Raw genomic sequence first — 19,189 nt, 5'->3', positions numbered from 1 at the left:
TTATCTAATGTTCAATCAAAAAAATACTTATGTAATCAATTAGTGATAAAAGATAGTGAGGTAGAAAAAATGATCGCAAGAACAGAAGAAGATTTTAATGGCTTGAAGGAAATTGGCAAAATTGTGGCTTCAATTAGAGATGAATTGGTTCAAAGAACCATCCCAGGCATAACCACTAAAGAGCTTGATGATTTGGCAGGAGAGCTTTTTGAGAAAGCTGGCGCAGTTTCTGCTCCAAAAAGTGAATATAATTTCCCGGGATTTACTTGTATTAGTGTTAATGAAGAAGTGGCACATGGTATTCCGGGAGATCGGGTTATTCAAGAAGGGGACATCGTCAATATTGATGTGTCTGGCTCCAAGAACAGTTATTTTGCAGATACGGGAATCTCGTTTGTCGTAGGCGAAGGTGCAGAAGTGTTAACGAAAATATGCGACGTTGTTAAACTGGCATTTGAAGCAGGTCTTAAAAAAGCAAAACCAGGCTCCAAAAAAAGTGGAATCGGAAAAGCTGTATTCCAAACTGCCAGACAGCATGAACTAACGGTTATTAAAAACCTTACAGGACATGGTGTTGGACGTGGAATACACGAAGCACCTGACCACATCTATAATTATAATGATCCATCGGATGATGAATTGTTAAAAGAAGGCATGGTTATCGCATTCGAGCCATTTATCTCAACTTCAGAAGAAGAAGTTGAACAAACGGGAGACGGCTGGACCTTTGTTACTAAAAACAGCTATGTAGCTCAAATCGAACATACCATTATTCTTACTAAAAATGGTCCGATTATTGTCACTCTTTAAGGTGTTCAAACTGAAAGTCGCTAAATTTAGCGACTTTTTTTGTTTTTGTTTTATTGGTACGTCAAAGTAAATCATAATATAAACGTTCACTTATTAATTTATGTTGAAATTATGGAAGGATTTAACGTATATTTAGATCTGATCTTTATGTTATAGACAGAGGTGATTGATTGAGCACATCAAAAAAGCGCGTTCAAGTCATTGATGGACTGCGCGGATTCAGTCTGGCCGGCATTGTGCTGGCGAATATGCTGGCTTTTCAATATGGAATGTATGGCCAGAGTAAACCCGAATTGTTCGGGATCGGCGGAGCTGATCAGGCTTTCCTCTCGTTCCTGCTGATCACTGTGGTGGGCAGTTTTATGCCGATTTTTGCATTTATGTTTGGCTTCGGAATGGTTAAGCTCTCGGAAAGCCTAAAATCACGAGATTTACGGCCAAAGTGTCATCTGGCACGCCGTTTTCTACTACTGTTTGGAATCGGATTAGTGCACATCATCTATCTGTGGGAAGGGGATATCCTGGCATTTTATGGCGTACTCGGTTTCTTCCTGCTCATGTTCCTTAATCGGAAGCCCAAAACGCTGCTCATTTGGGCGGTACTGCTACTCATCGGAGCGGGCATACTTGGTATCCCGGCATCCAATCCGATGAACCCGCTGGCTACGGAGTCCATTCATATGGAGAACTACATCATTCAAAGTCAGGATGTATACAGTAGCGGCACATACGCGGAAATCAGAAATTTCAGTAATAACGGCGATCCATTCGGCGGGGATTTGGAGCTGTCATTTGCCTTGTTGATCCTGCTGTTAGCCCCACTCATGACAGTACCGATGTTCCTGCTCGGCATGCACGCTGCCAGAATCGGCACGTTTAGCGATCCCCAAACGATGCGGAGTATGTATCTTCGCCGTGCCTCGTTATTGATTCCAGTTGGTTTGATACTCAAAACATATGGCGTATTGGCGCCACAATTTGGCGCAGAAGGCTGGCCAGGCATCGGTATCGGGACAACACTAGGAGGAGCGCTACTTTCACTCGGATACATATACGCATTTGCACTGTTGTATGCGGGAAACCGCCGGTCCAGTCTGATGGACAGGTTTGAAGCGGTTGGCCGTCTCTCACTGACGAATTATCTGATGCAGAGCGTAATCTGTACGACAATTTTCTATGGATATGGCCTGGGACTGTTTGGAAGTGCTGGCGTGTTCATCGGAGCGATTATTGCGCTTGCTGTGTACGGCATTCAATTGTGGCTCAGTCCGCTATATCTTAAGAAATTTAGCAATGGTCCTCTCGAGTATATCCTACGGATCTGGACTTATCTGTCCTGGAAAGGGCAGCCAAGAAAGAAGAAAAGATCGAATTTAACTACGAATGAAAACGCGCCTGGTGTCCAGTAAGCATAAAGTGTTATCGTGAAACGCAAAAAGAAGCTCGTTCTACCAAATGAAAGGGCTTCTTATTGCCGTAACGATCATCTTCCTAAACTTAAAGCAAGACACGAATTATACACTTAACGTTGACGTTGGACTGAAGAATAAGATATACCCTTAGTGTTTCCTGTTATAATTAGTAATTATTTATAGATTCAACATATCAACCCTAATACATAAGCTAACTATTATAGTGCGGACAGTGGTAAGGTAATGCAAAATGAAAGATGGAGCGTATACATTCAACTGTTTCCACTCAAGCTTGAAAGGATCATTATTGTGCTGAAAATAATTAATTTTCTTCTTTTCTTGCTGATCATTTGGGTAGTCATCTTTTATCCTTTTCGTTTAGCTTGGTTTGAAGGTTTGAAACAGATTCCTGCAGATCTTCATGGTGTTTATTTACTTTTCTTGTTCTTTGGGTATCTGATCTGTTCATCTGCTATGGGACTTATGGTTGGCAAGATGTTTTTTAAAGGAAAAGAACAGTAAGTATTTGCTGGCAGGAAGGTAGGGAGCTTGGAGAATGGAGAAAGGTATTTTAATCAATCAATTTTTAGAACTTTTTCCTGAATTCCACGATTGTTATATAGAACATTTGGATTTATATCAAGAGTTTCTAGGACATGTGTTTTTTGGTGATGAAGTGGCTACTTATGTTGAAGGATTGCTTCGTGAAAATGATGATACAGAACAAATTGAGAAGTTTTTCAATTTTTTTGAATGGATGGCAACTCAAACGAGCCTTTATATTGTACAAGTGTTATCTACTACAATCTTGTATGATCTAGGTGGGCATACAGATATTTTGCAAAAAGCTCAATGTTATATGAAGTTACATACTAAAAGACTTTCTCAAGAAATAGAAGATTTACACTCAGGAAAATATTTTTCATAGAATAATCTGCTGGAGTTCAGGTATTCAAAGAGTTTGAATTGTTGGTTTTATAATATCATTCAAAGTCGCTAAATCAGCGGCTTTTTTTTGTTTTATCCATGTAATTGCCTATCTTAAAGGTTGAGGGGAACGAACTTATTTCAATAAAGATTTATGTAATTAGATTCCTTCGTACTGGGTGAAATTCACAGAGTATTAAAAGACAAATGCCTACTGGTCCAAGAGTTTCATCGAAGGAAATGGAGGAGGAAATCATTAAGGCAGGTTTCTCAATTATTAATACGATCCACTCACCGACGCAAGTTGCTAACCAACCTGTCTATATCATCATTGCACAGAAGAATAAATAAGTTCAATTTATAGAAGCCACTCCATTCGTCTGGGGGGCTTCTTCTTTTGCTAATGTTCAAACAGCATCATAACTAGGAGCACATTTTTTCGGAGAACTGAGAGGCAGCTAAAGCATTACATTGGAACAGTTTCCATCTGGACATATATCGTTTGTCTTAAGTCATGGGAAAAATAGGTTCTTGAATTTCTTTCCCGATGTACAGCCGAATCCGAGATTGTGATAGGCTGTATCTACAAAAGTATTAAACGTTCTAAATGGAAGGGGATGATTTACCTGGATCAGGAACTTGCGACCACGATTGCTATCGAATTTAAGAACAATCAGAAGGTGTTAAATGCGATCGGAGACGAAACCCGGCAAGCCATCCTCATAGCCTTGATTCAAGGGCCGCAAAAACCCGGCATGCGCGTAGGAGAGATCAGGATGAAGACTCACCTTTCCCGGCCGACCGTATCACATCATCTGAAAATATTGAAAGAATCACAGATAATAAGTGTTCGCAAAGAAGGAACTCTCAACTATTACAGCCTTGACTCCCGTAGCAAGTTGAAATTGTTGAAAAACCTGGTGAACCAAATAGAAAAGTTGCTAGCACAATGCGAAGAACAAGCTTCGGAACAACAAATAGGAAACACGGGGAGGGGGAGTTGCGAATGAATCAGACAGTCGTAGCGGCAAACGGAGTGGACATTCCGCAACTCGGGTTCGGCCTATATAAGATTAAAGACGGGGGGACCTTCGATAGGACTGTCGAGGAGGCTATTCGAATGGGTTATCGCCATTTCGATACAGCCAAAATTTACGGTAATGAAGCGGCGCTAGGTCGAGTCATCCAAAACAGCGACATTCCCAGAGAGGAGTTCTTCATTACTTCCAAGGTATGGACGACAGACCTGGGGTACCGCGCGACGAAAAAGGCGTTCGAGCAGACTTGCCAGAAGCTGAACGTAACGTATCTCGATATGTATTTAATTCATTTTGCCGGTCCTCAATACGTGAATGCCTGGAAGGCGATGGAAGAATTATACGACTCAGGTAAAATCAAAGTTATAGGTGTAGCCAATTTCAAGATACGGCATCTGGAGCATCTGAAGAAGCATTCCCGGATTTCGCCGATGGTAAATCAGATCGAGACCCATCCGGAATTTCCGCAACACGAATTGCATGATTATATGGTTCGGCATCGGATTCTGCATGAGGCTTGGGGACCGTTGGGGCAGGGAAGCAAAGCGCTGCTGGAGCATCCGGAGCTGGCGGCAATTGCCCTTTGCCATCAGAAGTCGGTTGCCCAAGTCATTTTGCGCTGGCATCTGCAACGTGGAATTATTGTCATCCCCAAATCATCGAATCCTCAAAGGATTAAAGAGAACAATGAAATATTCGACTTTGAGTTGAATGAGAAGGAAATGGAACAAATACGACGATTGGACACGGGTAAGAGATATTCCGTAAGTCCGAATGGCTACATGGTCAACCCGATTTATATCCATTTAATGAAGTTATTTATTCGCTCTCATTGATGGATCATATTTCTGCGGTACTGATAGGGCGTAACTCCGTATTCCACTTTGAACAACTGGATAAAATATTGATTTTTTCGGTAACCAACCATTTGCGCTATATCGGCTACACGAAGTGCCGAATCTTGAAGCAGTTGAGAAGCCTTCTCCAATCTTTTCCTGGAAATGTAGTTTGACACATTTTCGCCTGTCTCCTGTTTAAACAGTTTGGAAAAGTAAACAGGATGGAGATGTGCAACTTTTCCCAGTTCATCCAGGCTAAGGCCATGTGACAGATGATCTTCGATATACGTTTGCACTTTGTCGACGATGCCTTGAATGGACATCTGTTTGTTGTTTCTGATCCGACTGACCCGATCCATAAGGGTTGACCATAGTTCATCAGGATACCGTAACCGGTTGAATATCCAATCCACGGTTTCAGAGATGTCGCGATCCTTATCCGTCAGATATACATATCGAATGGTCTCCATCAGAAAGATTACCTTTTGTTTTCGGAGACGGATTTGATCATATTTTTTAATGATATTTCCGGCTGACTCCCAATCACCGCATGATGGAGAATGGTTGAATATGCCTATGAATTCTTCTGAGTGTACATCCTCATTAAGGAAGAACCTGTAGAACATCTGACGGGTCACGTTTCGATCAGTCAATGAAAAGGGAGGGGACACGACCGAGTGCTCCAGTTTGATGGTCAGTTCCCCAGCAGCTTCTTCCGGAACAAGACCGAACAGTCGCGTTCCCGCATTCCAAACGAGACGATCCAATTTGTCTCCGACAGCATGTTTTATAACATCCTCATGTTCCTGTGTAAAACCCTCCAGCTTAAAGCAGCAAAAACGGTGTTTCTCTAAAAATTTGGTGTAAGCCTCATATTCCTTACTTAATGTCTCGTTATGACCAAGCAACGATAGCAGAAACGCCAATCCATCAAAGTTCTCCCATGCGATCGATTGAGCGGGATGTGTCTTTGTAATATTTTTGATGGCTTTAGACATGGCTTTCTCAACGTCATCTTTGTCGACAGGTTTGAGCAGGTAGTCGAGCGCACCTAAACGGATTCCTTGTTGCGCATATTCGAACTCGGAGTAGCCCGAAAGGATGATGACTTTGGTTGGCAAGTTATGTTGGTGGATATGTTGAAGCAGATCGATTCCTGAAACCTCGGGCATTCGGATGTCAGTGATCAGAATGTCGATGTGGTTTTGAGTCAACATGTCCCGGGCTTCAATCGAATTGGTCATCGTCTCGATCTGATCAATGCCAAAGGTGTTCCAATCGAGCAAGTGCTTCATATACTCAACGACATAATGTCCGTCATCCACAATTAATAATCGCATTAGCTATCTCCTTTCACCTCGGGAATGCTGATGAGCAGCAGGACGGACAAGCCGCCCCAATCATTGGTAGCAAAATGTAGCCCGCTGAGTTCGCCGTACGTATTTTTCAGACGTCGATTTACATTCCAGAGCCCTACGCCTTTAATTCCTTCAGGCGGAGAATCGCTCTCAAGCCGAGCCTCCAGGCTGCGGATATCATCCAGCGAAAGACCTTTTCCGTCATCGGAGACCTTGATCGTTATCGCAGCCTCTGTCTGTTTGACATCAATTGTTACCCGATGCGCACCTTGTTGTCCTTCAATTCCATGTTGAATCGCATTTTCCACCACTGGCTGGATGATCAACGGCATGAGGGGAAGGGAGGCCAGTTCTGGTGGCAGATCAATGCTGTACTCCATTTTTTTGCTGAGAGCCATAATGATCAGGAAATGTTCCGCAAACTGAAGCTCGCTTTCCAGCGTAACTTCATGCCGGTCCAACTTGGTTAAATAACGATAATATTCAGCCAGATGTTTGCTCATGCGCATGACAGAATCAGGTGAAAACTGAGCCACCGACATGATGAAAAACAAACTGTTGTACAAAAAATGAGGATTAATCTGGGCTTGAAGTTGTTGAAGTTCCGCACTTCGTCTTAGTTCCGTTTCAGTCTTCAAGGATACAAACAGATCCTGGATCTCGGTAACCATATGATTAAAACTTCTAAACAAGCTGTAAAACTCTCTATCCGTATTTTCGGTAATACGTGTATTGTGATTGCCTTGTTCGACCTGTGAAAACTTTCGCTCCAACAAACGAATATTACGGTAATAGTTCCTATAAAACGTAAAGATTACAACCAAACCAAGCGTGAAAACGGCTAAAATGCTGGCAAAAAATACTTTACGGTTACGGTCAATCGGTTGCAGAAAATCATTCGTCTGTGTATATGTAATCAGGTAGGCGTCGATTGATTCAATATATCGGGAAAGAACATAGTAATCGTCCGAATTGGTATGATAATCATATTTCAAAGTGATCTCTGGCTGGGGCGTAAGCATTTCAGTAACCGCTTTCAACAGATCATTATCGACTTTTTTCTCACTCCATATTTGTTGGGGGTTAAAGAGAAAAAAAGCGTTTGAGCTGTCGTTGTTCACAGCCTTTTTCAGCAGATTTTTCAAATAATCGGTATTCAGCTTTACACCAACCACGTACTGAGTAGGTTCATTTTGTCCGGATTTTTGGATGTAAGGGTAGAGCGCAAAGTAATACAAGCTATTGCCTACGATTTGCCATCCCCGTTGATGAACATCCTTGAACGGAAGTCTCGCTTCCAGTGTATTGTTCGTGGACAGAAACGTTTCTTCAGACTTCCAGTAAATGCCGATTGATTCAATCGATCGACTGGATAGGAGCGTTTGCCGCAAGCGATCAACGATATCGTTTTTCTTCATTTGGGAATCGTAATTGCTCAGCTCGTTAACATGCCTCTGGTAAAACCGGACATCACTGTCTGCCGCATACTGAACCCCGTACATGTTAGCTTCGTATATAATCCCGTCAAGAATGCCTTTCACATAATCAAGCTGGTTTTTGGAAGCGCCAATCAGATTTTCTTCAAGTGCCTTGGAGCTCAATCGGTTCATTACAAAAAACAAACTCAACGTCAGCAGCAGAAAAAAAACAAAGAAATAGATGAATCGTTTCATATACATTTTTCTGATCATATGTGTTTCCTTTCATATCGCCAAACGTAGAAGTTAAACTCCAGATCGGATTAACTTTAATATAAGCCAAACCTTCGAAAAGCGGAAGGGTAGCATCGGTGATAAATGAAAGCGGTTTTAAAATGCTTCAGGGTGGGGTGATGATCTTGAAATTTTGGCATTTTGGAATGAAAGCGCTTTTGTTAAGCTTATCTTCAAGGATCGCTTTCGAAAATCCATCATAGAGGAGGTATGCAACATTAACGAGATTGTGCCCGCCAGATCCGCGAAACAAACAAAAACAAAGCTTTCCCAGCGGACTTCATTCAAAAAGGAAATCAAGAAAAGCTGGCCTTTGTACGTACTGTGTATTCCCGCATTTGTGTTTGTCTGCATCTTTTCTTATGGCCCGATGGTAGGTTTGCTTATGGCATTTCAGGACTACAAACCATGGCTGGGCATCACAGGTTCACGGTGGATCGGATTAGATAATTTCGAACGGATTTTCCAGTACAAAGAAGCCACACAAGCGATTGTTAATACGCTGATTATCGCCGTTTCCAAAATTATCGTTGGTATCATCGTTCCGATTGTCATGGCTATCCTGCTGAGTGAGATCCGAAATATGGGCATTAAGAAAAGTGTCCAGACACTGGTGTATCTGCCGCATTTCTTGTCTTGGGTTACGGTGGCAGGGTTGATGATTGACATTCTCGGATTAGACGGGGGAATCAATCACATTTTGACCCAGATTTTCGGGAACGATCCCATTTACTTCTTGGGTGATCCTGATCTGTTTCGATTCACGGTTGTGATCAGCGACGTGTGGAAGAGCTTTGGCTTTGGCATGATTGTTTATCTGGCGACCATCGCGGGAATTAATCCTTCCTATTACGAAGCGGCCGAGATCGATGGGGCCACACGCCGGCAGCAAATTCGATACGTTACTTTGCCTAGCATGTTGCCTATGATTATCGTCATTTCTACACTGAGTCTGGGCAATATTCTGGACGCAGGTTTTGATCAAGTCTTCAATCTGTACAACCCGCTTGTCTACAGTACAGGAGATATCATTGATACCTATGTCTACCGTTCATCCTTGTTAAACGGGCAATACGGGTTCGGAACCGCTGTAGGACTGTTCAAATCGGGGATTAGCTTGATCTTGATCGTTGTCTCTTACAGGCTGGCCTATAAGTATGCCAATTACAAAATATTCTAACAAGGAGGGAGATGGATCATGTACCATAAAACGACGGGCTATAGAGTATTCTCCTATTTTAATTACGCGTTCATGATACTGGCGGGGCTGGCATGTTTCCTACCACTGCTTCATCTATTGGCACAATCGCTCAGCAGCAAAGCGGCCATTAGCGGTAATATGGTTTCATTTTGGCCGGTCGGGTTCAATGTGGACGCCTATGTAAAAACGTTCAACAATTCTAATTTCAACGGTGCCATGCTGACATCCATCACTCGAACCGTACTGGGTACAACCATCAGCATGTTTATCCTTACCTGTGCAGGATATGCCTTGTCCAAGGAATTCCGGGGACGCAACGTGCTCATGTGGTTTTTTATCTTCACCATGCTCTTCTCGGGGGGATTGATACCTTCTTACATATTGATCACAGCCCTTGGATTAAAGGACACCATCTGGGCGCTTGTGCTTCCAGGCGCTTTTGGTGCTTATAATTTGATTCTTCTCGTTAATTTTTTCAAAACGATTCCAAAAGCCTTGGAAGAAGCAGCTTTCATTGACGGAGCGTCCTTTTTCGTAATTCTCAGCAAAATATATTTACCATTATCTCTGCCTGGCATCGCGACCGTATCCCTGTTCATTATGGTGGGGCACTGGAACTCCTGGTTTGATGGGATATTGTACATGTCGGATGCAAGTAAGTATCCGCTGGCTTCGTTCTTACAGACCGTTGTCGTGCAGAGCAATATGCAAAATATGGCGATGAGCCAGTCTGAAGTCGCTGCAATGTCGGAACAAAGTATCAAAGCAGCTCAAATTTTCGTCAGCACACTACCGATCATTTTGGTCTATCCTTTTTTACAACGATATTTCGTGAAGGGAATTGTACTAGGTGCCGTCAAAGAATAGTTAGGATGACGAAAAATTGGATCGCTATATAAATTCAACTAAAATTTACACGATAACAGCGATCAGAAGGTTGTTCTGTCATCGGAGTGCCAGTGTAAATATGCAATTAGTTGAGCTTATATAGAAAACAAATTGAGTGAGTGAAGGGGGCATGTTTCCATGAAGAAAAGAACTGATTTATGGAAAATGGTAAGTATGGTTATGCTGTCGGCTATTCTTATGGCTGGCTGTAGCAAAGGGGAGAGTGCTTCCGAGACCGTACCGGCATCGGTGCTTAAGGACGGAAAATATGATCCACCGTTTACGATCACCATCGCCAAACAACAGGATGAAAATGCTGGAAAGTACATCAACGGTGAGACGTTGAATGACAATGTATTGACCCGCTGGGGCGAACAAAACCTGGGTATCAAAATCCAAACCACCCTGCTGGGAGGTGATGCTTCACAATACAATACCAAGCTGCGGCTGGCGTTGACGGGTTCCGAGAAGCTGCCAGACGTTCTGCCCGTCTATGACACCATGCTGGTCAATGATCTGATTGAGTCGGGGCAAGTCAAGGAGATTACAGAAGACATCTCAACCTACATGCCTGACCGGATAAAAGAAATATACAAACAATACCCGACCACCTTCAATCCAGTGGTTAGGGAGGGCAAGGTCTACGGGATGGCCATCGCGCCGAATTTGACGGAAGGTGAAGTCATGTTGATCCGCCAGGACTGGTTGGACAGTTTAAACTTGAAAGCGCCAACAACGATTGAGGAGTTTGAACAAGTCATCGCGGCGTTCACTAATGAGGACCCGGATGGGAACGGCAAGAAAGACACATACGGCTTTACTTTTTCAGGTAAAGATTCCTACAATACGGGTTGGGTCAGCGATCCGGTCATGATATTCAGCGCATACACGGGCAAACATCTTCCAAGGCAATGGCATAACGACAATGGCAAACTCACGTATGGATCTGTGGCTCCTGGCAACAAAGAGGCACTTGCCAAGTTACGCGATTGGTATGCAGAAGGGTACTTGAACAAAGAATTAGCCACCCAAGGTGCATGGGATGCACTGTCCGATTTTACGGAGGGGAAAGCTGGTATCATCATTGGTCGTCCTTGGCTTTACGACAGCGTGAAGGACGTAGAGAAAAATGTGGAGGGTGCAAAAATCAGTGCTTATCCGACCATTCAAGGTGTGAACGGTGATAAGACCTATCAGTCCGCCCAATTAAACGATGGCGTGTTCATGTTTAACAAGGACTTTCAGAACATGGAAGCCTTCTTCCTATACTACGATAAAATGTACGACGCGGCGTTCAGCACGGGTGATTTTAAATACGGCTACGCTCAGGGATACGATTACGATATCGTCAATGATGAAGTCACTTTTGATCCAACAAAATTTAATAAGCCATTAGAGGCTATACAAGGCGTTGGGAAAATGGCATTTACCAAAAATACACCGAGCGTTGATGGTCCCGGCCAATCGTACTACGATCTGGCGAACGGAGTTAAAGCCGACACGGGCGTCCTCATTCAAAGTGCTTCAAAGGACCAAACGACCCAGGACGGATACCGGATTTCGTATGAGAACATGGATGTTTTATTACCAAATGAGTTTAATGGTCCACCAACACCAACGATGCAAAATGTGTGGGAACAGTTGACCACCATGGAACAAGAAACTTTCACCAAAATTATATATGGCAATGAGCCGCTTGAAGCATTTGATACCTTTGTGAAACAGTGGCACGAAAAAGGCGGAGACACCGTTATCGAAGAAGTGAATGATTGGTACAACCAAGCCAGCGAGACCGATGTAATGACACTGATGAATTTGAAATAAAGTCTAGTTTCACCTGGACCAGCCTTCCGGCAACAGGGAGGTTGGTTTCCTAAAAAAAGGAGATGATGAGACATGATCAAAGGTAAATCGTGGATGGCTATCGTCATTGCATTGATGTTGTTAACAGTTCATTTAACGTCCTCCGTTCAAACTGTTCACGCTGCTGGTGAAGAGACCAAGATTGCTGCAACACTGTTTGTATTGAAAAATGAATCCAAAGTATCCAATGCCAAAATCCATTGGGCACCTGTCCAGGGAGCGACTGCATACGAATTGTACAGATCCGAGAACAATGCACCTTATACATTATTACAGACCTTAAACGGTATAACGACGGATGATTATGACCTCAACATAGGTAACACGTACAAGTATCAAGTGAAGGCATATGGCGGAACTTCCTTGTTAACCTCCGCTGTCTCGCCAGAATATACCCCTTACAGCCTACCAGAGAACCTCACCACTTTTGATAATACAACGCAATCAACGCTTATGCTCCCGAATGAACTTAAAGTGGGAGACACCTACTACAGGTTTAATTTTGTTCAAAAGCCATTAGGCGGTTTTGGCGAAATGATTCAACAGACATCAACAGATGATATCACCTATGGTAACGACAAAGTGGTCCTGTCCTACACGGATCATCCCGATCTGGCGAATTCCAAATTTGAGGGGATTAATATCCTATACCATGCGCCTACGAACAAATTCGTTTTTTGGGCTCACTATGAAAACAGTACAGACTACACACTTGCAAGGGTATCTGTGGCTTCTGCCACACCTGGAGAAGAGTTTACTTTTCACAAAAGCTTTCGACCCGAAGGAAACGAATCCAGAGATATCTCGATTTTCAAAGATGATGATGATTCGGCATATCTGATCTCTACGGCCAATAATAATTCGGACACGATTCTGTATAAGTTAACCTCCGATTGGCTGGATGTGGATCACCAAGTTTCTGTTATTTATCAAAATCAACACAGGGAACTGCCCAAGATGATCAAAAAAGATGGCATTTATTATTTGTTCTCTTCCCAAGCGGCAGGTTGGTACCCGAGTATACCCTTGTATTCATCAGCAAATAGCATAGACGGAAATTGGTCTGAATTACGGACAATTGGCAACACGTCAACCTTCTCGGCGCAGTCCGGTTCCGTTATGCGGGTGAAGCCAGATACGGGCAACAACGTGGTTATGGTTGCGTATCGCTGGATGTTCGGCTGGGCAGGTACGCAAAACGGAACAACGGAGGAACGACTTCTTCCTGTGTGGTTCTCCGATGGTTACGCATTTTATGATTATTTTGATCAAGTCCTGTACAACACAAGCGATGATGTCCTAATTCCGGTTCAGAATGGAAAACTGCTGTCTCAGGGTAAACCGGCAACAGCCCAAACGGCTACTGGAACAAATCCGGCAAGTTATGCTAATGATGGTAACTATCAAACCGAATGGATCGGCACAGGCAGTTCCTGGCCACATTGGTGGAAGGTAGACCTCGGCTCCGTTCAACAGTTAAATAATGTGCAAATCTCCTGGTGGATGCAAAAAGGCTCCGAAGGATTTTACAAATACAAAATTGAGACCAGCACGGATAATGTAAACTGGACCGTAGCACTGGATCGAACCAACAACACATCTTACGGTTTCACCTCAGATACGCTATCGAGCACTGCTGCCAGATACGTACGAATTAACATGCAAAATGCGGCACTTCATAACAACCCCAACAATTGGTACACGCCAAGACTTTGGGAAGTGAAGGTATTTGGATCGGACACCAATTAACGATGTTCTTCAAAGAAGAGAGGTAACGGTGTGAATAATCAATTAACCAATGGCGGCATCTGGAATGACTCAAGTGGTCAGCCGATCCATGCCCATGGTGGACATATGTTATTCCATGACGACTATTATTACTGGTATGGGGAAGATCGGAGGGACGATATATATGTTAGTTGTTACCGTTCCAAAGATCTATTCAACTGGGAGTTTCGAAACCATATCTTAACGACCTCTACGCCAGCTGCACCCATTCGAGTCCGGACGAATCTTGCACTAGTGAACGATAAAGGTGGAAAGGTGAATCTTGAACGGCCTAAAGTACTTTTCAACACGGTGACAAAGAAGTTCGTCCTCTGGGTTCACTATGAGAATGGTAATAATTACAACGATGCAGCATGCGCCATTGCCACATCGGATTCTCCGGATAGTCATTTCGTGTATCATGGCAGCTTTAATCCGTACGGGTATATGTCGCGTGACTGCACGCTCTTTCAGGACGATGACGGGACGGCATATTTTATTTCGGCTGCCAGAGACAATGCAGACCTGCACATCTATCGTCTGCAGGAGGATTATCTTAATGTAGAAAGTCTTGTGGGTAAGCTGTGGCAAGGGGAGTATCGGGAGGCTCCAGCTGTCTTCAAGCGGAACGGGAAGTATTATATGGTGACCTCATTTTGTACAGGTTGGGCTCCCAATCAAGGGAAATACGCGATGGCTGATACGATGGATGGACCATGGGGGACGCTAAGTGATTTTGGCGATGAAACGACGTACCAAACGCAACCAGCGTTTGTACTGAAGCGATCAGCAGAGGAGTACCTGTATTTTGCAGATCGCTGGAACGGATCCGATTACTTCCAATCCAGCTATGTGGTCCTGCCCATTGAATTCAATGAAGACATTCCGATTTTGAATGATTATTCCACGTTATCTTTGGGAGAGGATACACTTCTGATTCATTTTGAACGATAATTTGAACGATAAAACGACTGATGAGAAAAGACTTTGATCTTACTGCGAATGCAGGTTCAAAGTCTTTTGAATGAATTTTATAATTTCAAATCTAACGAATAGCGATCGCGAAGTACGGATAAATGATGGAGCTCATGTCCAGCCATAACAAATGCAATCGATCGAGCTGAAGCAGTGTTATCACTGACGATCCCTTTACAGAGCCATGCTTCCGGGGTGAGGCGACGGAGCATAAGAATGGTTGAGCGACGTGTGACGGTATATTCTTCGCTCAAATCGGCCAGGGTATACGCATTGAAAGGGTGGGTCTGCATAAGCACGTCCTGATCGTAGCCAGGATGATTCGCTTGGTCACCTCTGGCGATGCGAAGCAATCGGCTGCTCATGATACGTTCGTTATCCAAAAGGTGGCCGATGACCTCTTTCACGCTCCATTTGTCTTCGGCGTACCGATAATTTGCTTGCTCCTCTGTCAATGAAGAGAGTAAAGTTGGTATGATGTTGGCTTGCAGCTCTAAGCGTTCGATGATGTTCCCTTCAGGAACAAGCTGCATGTACCCTTCATAATAAGCTGCATATTCCTCTTTAGTTGGTCTTTCAACCATGTAAATGCCTCCTTTGGGATTCGTAGATCTGGAACATATTGTAGCATATATCCTACAGCATGAAATGAGCCCCTCCGCTTTATGAGCGAAAGGGCCGTTTCATGTAATTTAGGCAGTTTTTCAAGGTTACGTATTATACCACTTCTAATCCGTACGTCGTATCCCCTTAATTTGTACAAATTTCTCCAAAACCGCAAAATCCTCCGTCACTTTTTTGAACGGCAACGTGTCCAGCACCTGTGCCCGGTAACTCTTTTTAGCCGCTGCGCTGAGACGGGAGTCAAGTATGCTGAGTATGCCAAGGTCCGTTTCACTACGGATCAAGCGACCCGTTCCTTGCCGTAACCGAAGAAGCATGTCCGGTACAAACACCTCCATGAACGAATTCTCCGTTACAGATGCCTTATATTCATAAACAGGATCCGAAGGAACAGGGAAGGGCAGACGGAAAATAATGACCTGTGACAGGTCAGGACCCTCGATATTCACACCTTCCCAGAATACACCGGTACCCAGCAGTACACCTTTGCTTTTCCTGAATTCGGCGATGACACTGTCCTGTGATGATCCCTCTTTTTGAACATGGACTGCCCATGTGTATTCATTAGCCCTTGAGATCAACTTTTTGTGAATGTACTTCATGTCCTCTTTTGCTGAAAAAAGGACGATTGTTCTTCCCTGAGTTAGATTACAGAGTTGAACCACTTCGTTGTACGCTGCTTCAAGATAGTTTTCGCGCTGATCGTGGTGGTAATAGGGAACTTTGTTCGAAATATACATCATGGCATGGTTGGTGTAGTCAAAAGGGGAGGGTTGGCGCTCTAGGAAATCTCCCTTATAACCGAGGGAGTGCGTCATATAAGAATATTGTTCCTCCAGCGTATCCCCGCCATGGCACAGCGTTGCTGATGTTAGGATTACAGGTACCTTGCCATTAAATAAAGCGTATTTCAGAAATTGGCTTATATCTTTGGGACAGATGCTGATTGTGGTTACTCTAAGAGGACTGCTTGCCCATAAAAGATAGTTGTCATCAATTTCAGATAAGACACTAATGAGGGTAATAAGCCCATTTATGGCTTCAAAAGCGTCATCGATCTCCCGCTCGTGGCGTGAGGTCAAAATGGAAAGGCGTAGACTGAGATCTTTTAATTCGTTCGAGACCTGGTTCAACGGTATTCCTTTGATCTCTGACACTTTGATTCGGTCGTTATCCTGCTTGGCATGGTCGAGAAGATCCGCGTTTACCTGTTTGAAGATGCGCTCAGCGCAGTTTTTGATGAACTTGGATTGTGAGAAGAGACTTTTATCACCGGACTGTTTCGTTAGAAGCTGCACCGTGGTATCCAGAATGCGGCAAATTCCTCGATAAGTGAACTCAAGTGTTCTGGCATCCCGAACTTTTGTTTCCAGATTATGCGCTTCATCAATGACGATCAGAGCAGGCTGTTCCGAGATGATGCTTTTGGTTCCTTCTTTTTTCTTCATCAAATCCCGTATGAGCAAGTCCTGGTTCACGATAATAAAATCAATCTCGTGAGCTTTTGCATTTAATTTCGCTCTCATATCGTAAAACAAACATGCAGTTTTATGATGACAACGTTCAAATTTGCAATCATTCACGGAAACGTGGGACCATTCAGCATCACTAATTCCAGCTTTAATATCGGCTCTTTCATCAATTTCATAATCTAATATGCGCTGCGCAAGGGTAGACACGGAGGAGTTAGCATCATCAAGACTGATCCATTCCGCTGCTCTACTTCGGCAGGCATACTGACCCATGCCTTTTCCCACGACGGAGCGAACCGTTGAGAATCCCAACCGACTACCAATGATCCTTAAATCTTTATGTATCTGTTCCGAGAGCTGAATGGAGGAGGTAGCTATAATGACTGGTTTCTGAGACATTTGATTCGTGAGCAGGCTTGGGATCAGGTACGCAAAAGACTTACCAATTCCGACACCAGCTTCAATCATGGCATTATGTCCATGGATATAAGCATCGGCGATATCAAGAGACATTTCTTGCTGTCCGATCCGCTCTCTAAGGCCGATTCGGGGGAACCGGTCATATATTCGGAAGATGGCATTAACCAAAGAACGTTCGATTTCCTTGTCCGGTTCCTGCTTATTCATTTTGTAGAGTTCATTTAACCAATTCATAATGATCGCCCCTCTTCCGAATGATGATCTTCTTGTACTCACTTTGGAGACGATTTACCTCACAATGCAGTTGTAACGGCATTTTTTAATCTGGATACGCCTTCCTGTAATTGTTCATCTGACAAATGTGCAAAAGACAAATAGATACCATACTTCGTACCAACAGCCGTTGAACTGCTGACTTCTGAGTATACCACACCTTGTGACCTAGCTGATTCCCGAAAGGCTTCATAAGTGGTCACATTACCTCGCCACCAACCAAACACGTGTAGACCCGCTTCATTCTCCACCCAATCAAACCATGTAGAGAGGTGTTTGTTCAAAAGTTTGAGTAACAGATGGAATTTGCGACTGTATAATCGATTCATTCTGCGCAGATGACGCTCATATTGACCGCTTGTCATGAATGCAGCTAATGCCCGTTGTTCGATCAGGTTGACGGGTCTTGGCTCATATAATGCCTGTGCCTTTCTAAAGGTGTCAGCCAAGGTAGGGGGAAGAACCACATAACCAAGTCGTACTTCTAAAGGCAAGGTTTTTGTAAAGCTACCCAGGTAGATTACACGTCCTGCTTTATCGAGTGTTTTCAGTGGTTCAACATGCATTCCTCGATATCGGAATTCACTATCATAATCATCCTCAACAATCATGGCATCATTTCGCTGTGCCCAGTCCAGCAAGGTTTGTCTGCGTTCCAGACTGAGCATTTCACCAGTAGGAAATTGTCGTGACGGCGTGACAAACAACATACGTGCTTCCCAGTCTTGGGGCACAACGCCCTGACCATCTAGATTAGCTTCAATCAACTTTGCACCCGCAGCCAATATGGCTTTAGAAATTCCGACATAACAAGGACTTTCTGTCACTACATAATCCCCAGGATCTGCAAGTAATTGAGTGAGTAGAGCTATAGCTTGCATGGAGCCTGCAGTTACTGCAATATGATCCGGATCGACTTGAATGCCCCGCATCCTTCGAAGATAGGCAGCAATGGCTTCTCTCAATTTTGGATCCCCGGTTGAACTAACCATGGCAGAAGTTGTTTTCAGGTGATGCTCACGCTGCCTTATCTCTGCATACAATCGATTATTCCATTCATCGTAAGGAAACTTGGAGAAATCAGGTTGATATTTGCTAAAGTCGATCACTTCGTCGCTATTCATTCTGAAATCATGTGTATGAGCATTGGCTGGTGCATTTCTTTGAATCGAATGCTGTTCAAACTGCTGAATACGATTTCCCCAGGCGGATAAGTGATGCGTACAAGCTTTCACGGTGGACGCATTATTGTTCAAATCCAACTGGTAAGCAACAAAGGTTCCTCTTCCATGCTCTGAATGAATGTAACCTTGAGCAGTCAACGTATCATAGACCTGATTCACAGTTCCTCTGGAAATGTGATACGTCGCAGCTAACTCTCTAGTAGAGGGTAACTTCTCACCATGTATAAGATTACCTTCATGAATTGCATCACGAATGGCATGATATAGAGCCTTCATCTTTGTATATTTTCGGTTCAAATATGAACTGTAAGCTACATGAAATTGCATAGGACCTCCAGAGTTATCATTGAAGTGGTATAATAAAAACCAAAAATATTGGATCTTTTTATATGACCATTCTCATTCTATACTAAATCATAGATTAGAG

At 43.5% G+C, this 19,189-nt stretch carries 16 protein-coding genes; 11 read left to right on the top strand and 5 right to left on the bottom strand.

Going from position 1 to position 19,189, the window contains the following annotated elements:
- Window positions 1-69 precede the first annotated feature (69 nt).
- From map to NSQ38_RS20510, 6 genes are all read left to right on the top strand, one after another.
- A complete protein-coding gene (gene map, locus NSQ38_RS20535) occupies window positions 70-810 on the top strand; it encodes a type I methionyl aminopeptidase (protein WP_124114771.1) in 741 nt (246 codons plus the stop codon).
- A gap of 170 nt (window positions 811-980) precedes the next feature.
- Entirely contained in the window at window positions 981-2,219 is a 1,239-nt protein-coding gene (locus NSQ38_RS20530) for a DUF418 domain-containing protein (protein ID WP_339783849.1), read from the top strand.
- Window positions 2,220-2,465: 246 nt separating this feature from the next.
- Window positions 2,466-2,744: a hypothetical protein gene (locus tag NSQ38_RS20525; protein WP_339783848.1), complete on the top strand. Its 279-nt coding sequence runs from the start codon at window positions 2,466-2,468 to the stop codon at window positions 2,742-2,744.
- Between the two features lie 34 nt (window positions 2,745-2,778).
- A complete protein-coding gene (locus tag NSQ38_RS20520) occupies window positions 2,779-3,150 on the top strand; it encodes a hypothetical protein (RefSeq protein ID WP_339783847.1) in 372 nt (123 codons plus the stop codon).
- A gap of 616 nt (window positions 3,151-3,766) precedes the next feature.
- A complete protein-coding gene (locus NSQ38_RS20515) occupies window positions 3,767-4,159 on the top strand; it encodes a metalloregulator ArsR/SmtB family transcription factor (RefSeq protein WP_339783846.1) in 393 nt (130 codons plus the stop codon).
- The gene (locus NSQ38_RS20510; protein ID WP_339783845.1) at window positions 4,156-5,022 is read left to right on the top strand and encodes an aldo/keto reductase; all 867 of its coding nucleotides are present in this window, start codon (window positions 4,156-4,158) and stop codon (window positions 5,020-5,022) included. The genes NSQ38_RS20515 and NSQ38_RS20510 overlap by 4 nt, the downstream gene beginning before the upstream one ends.
- On the opposite strand, the gene NSQ38_RS20505 is transcribed toward NSQ38_RS20510, so the two are convergent.
- Window positions 5,016-6,365: a response regulator gene (locus tag NSQ38_RS20505; RefSeq protein ID WP_339783844.1), complete on the bottom strand. Its 1,350-nt coding sequence runs from the start codon at window positions 6,363-6,365 to the stop codon at window positions 5,016-5,018. The genes NSQ38_RS20510 and NSQ38_RS20505 overlap by 7 nt on opposite strands.
- Window positions 6,365-8,074: a histidine kinase gene (locus NSQ38_RS20500; protein ID WP_339783843.1), complete on the bottom strand. Its 1,710-nt coding sequence runs from the start codon at window positions 8,072-8,074 to the stop codon at window positions 6,365-6,367. Before NSQ38_RS20500 ends, NSQ38_RS20505 begins: the two co-directional genes overlap by 1 nt.
- 316 nt (window positions 8,075-8,390) lie before the next feature.
- On the opposite strand from NSQ38_RS20500, the gene NSQ38_RS20495 reads away from it, so the two are divergent.
- From NSQ38_RS20495 to NSQ38_RS20475, 5 genes are all read left to right on the top strand, one after another.
- Window positions 8,391-9,275, top strand: coding sequence for an ABC transporter permease subunit (locus tag NSQ38_RS20495; RefSeq protein ID WP_026081071.1), 885 nt, complete (start codon window positions 8,391-8,393; stop codon window positions 9,273-9,275).
- Between the two features lie 18 nt (window positions 9,276-9,293).
- Complete coding sequence (locus NSQ38_RS20490; protein WP_017688372.1) at window positions 9,294-10,163, top strand: carbohydrate ABC transporter permease; 870 nt, start codon at window positions 9,294-9,296, stop codon at window positions 10,161-10,163.
- Window positions 10,164-10,322: 159 nt separating this feature from the next.
- The gene (locus tag NSQ38_RS20485; RefSeq protein WP_339783842.1) at window positions 10,323-12,008 is read left to right on the top strand and encodes a hypothetical protein; all 1,686 of its coding nucleotides are present in this window, start codon (window positions 10,323-10,325) and stop codon (window positions 12,006-12,008) included.
- A gap of 72 nt (window positions 12,009-12,080) precedes the next feature.
- Window positions 12,081-13,796 carry a discoidin domain-containing protein gene (locus NSQ38_RS20480; RefSeq protein WP_339783841.1) on the top strand — a complete coding sequence of 572 codons (1,716 nt, stop codon included), beginning with the start codon at window positions 12,081-12,083 and terminating at the stop codon, window positions 13,794-13,796.
- A gap of 30 nt (window positions 13,797-13,826) precedes the next feature.
- Window positions 13,827-14,768 carry a family 43 glycosylhydrolase gene (locus NSQ38_RS20475; RefSeq protein WP_339783840.1) on the top strand — a complete coding sequence of 314 codons (942 nt, stop codon included), beginning with the start codon at window positions 13,827-13,829 and terminating at the stop codon, window positions 14,766-14,768.
- 77 nt (window positions 14,769-14,845) lie between these two features.
- Here NSQ38_RS20475 and NSQ38_RS20470 read toward each other — a convergent pair whose 3' ends face one another.
- From NSQ38_RS20470 to NSQ38_RS20460, 3 genes are all read right to left on the bottom strand, one after another.
- On the bottom strand, window positions 14,846-15,373 hold the full coding sequence (locus tag NSQ38_RS20470; RefSeq protein ID WP_339783839.1) for a DinB family protein: 528 nt from the start codon (window positions 15,371-15,373) through the stop codon (window positions 14,846-14,848).
- Between the two features lie 144 nt (window positions 15,374-15,517).
- The gene (locus NSQ38_RS20465; RefSeq protein WP_339783838.1) at window positions 15,518-17,539 is read right to left on the bottom strand and encodes an ATP-dependent DNA helicase; all 2,022 of its coding nucleotides are present in this window, start codon (window positions 17,537-17,539) and stop codon (window positions 15,518-15,520) included.
- 59 nt (window positions 17,540-17,598) lie between these two features.
- Window positions 17,599-19,089: a PLP-dependent aminotransferase family protein gene (locus NSQ38_RS20460; protein WP_339783837.1), complete on the bottom strand. Its 1,491-nt coding sequence runs from the start codon at window positions 19,087-19,089 to the stop codon at window positions 17,599-17,601.
- Window positions 19,090-19,189 lie beyond the last annotated feature (100 nt).

The sequence above is a fragment of the Paenibacillus sp. FSL R7-0313 genome, from assembly GCF_037969885.1.
In the GTDB taxonomy this organism is placed as follows: domain Bacteria; phylum Bacillota; class Bacilli; order Paenibacillales; family Paenibacillaceae; genus Paenibacillus.
Note: the sequence above shows the minus strand (reverse complement) of the source record. Positions and strands in the feature narration are given on the sequence as shown.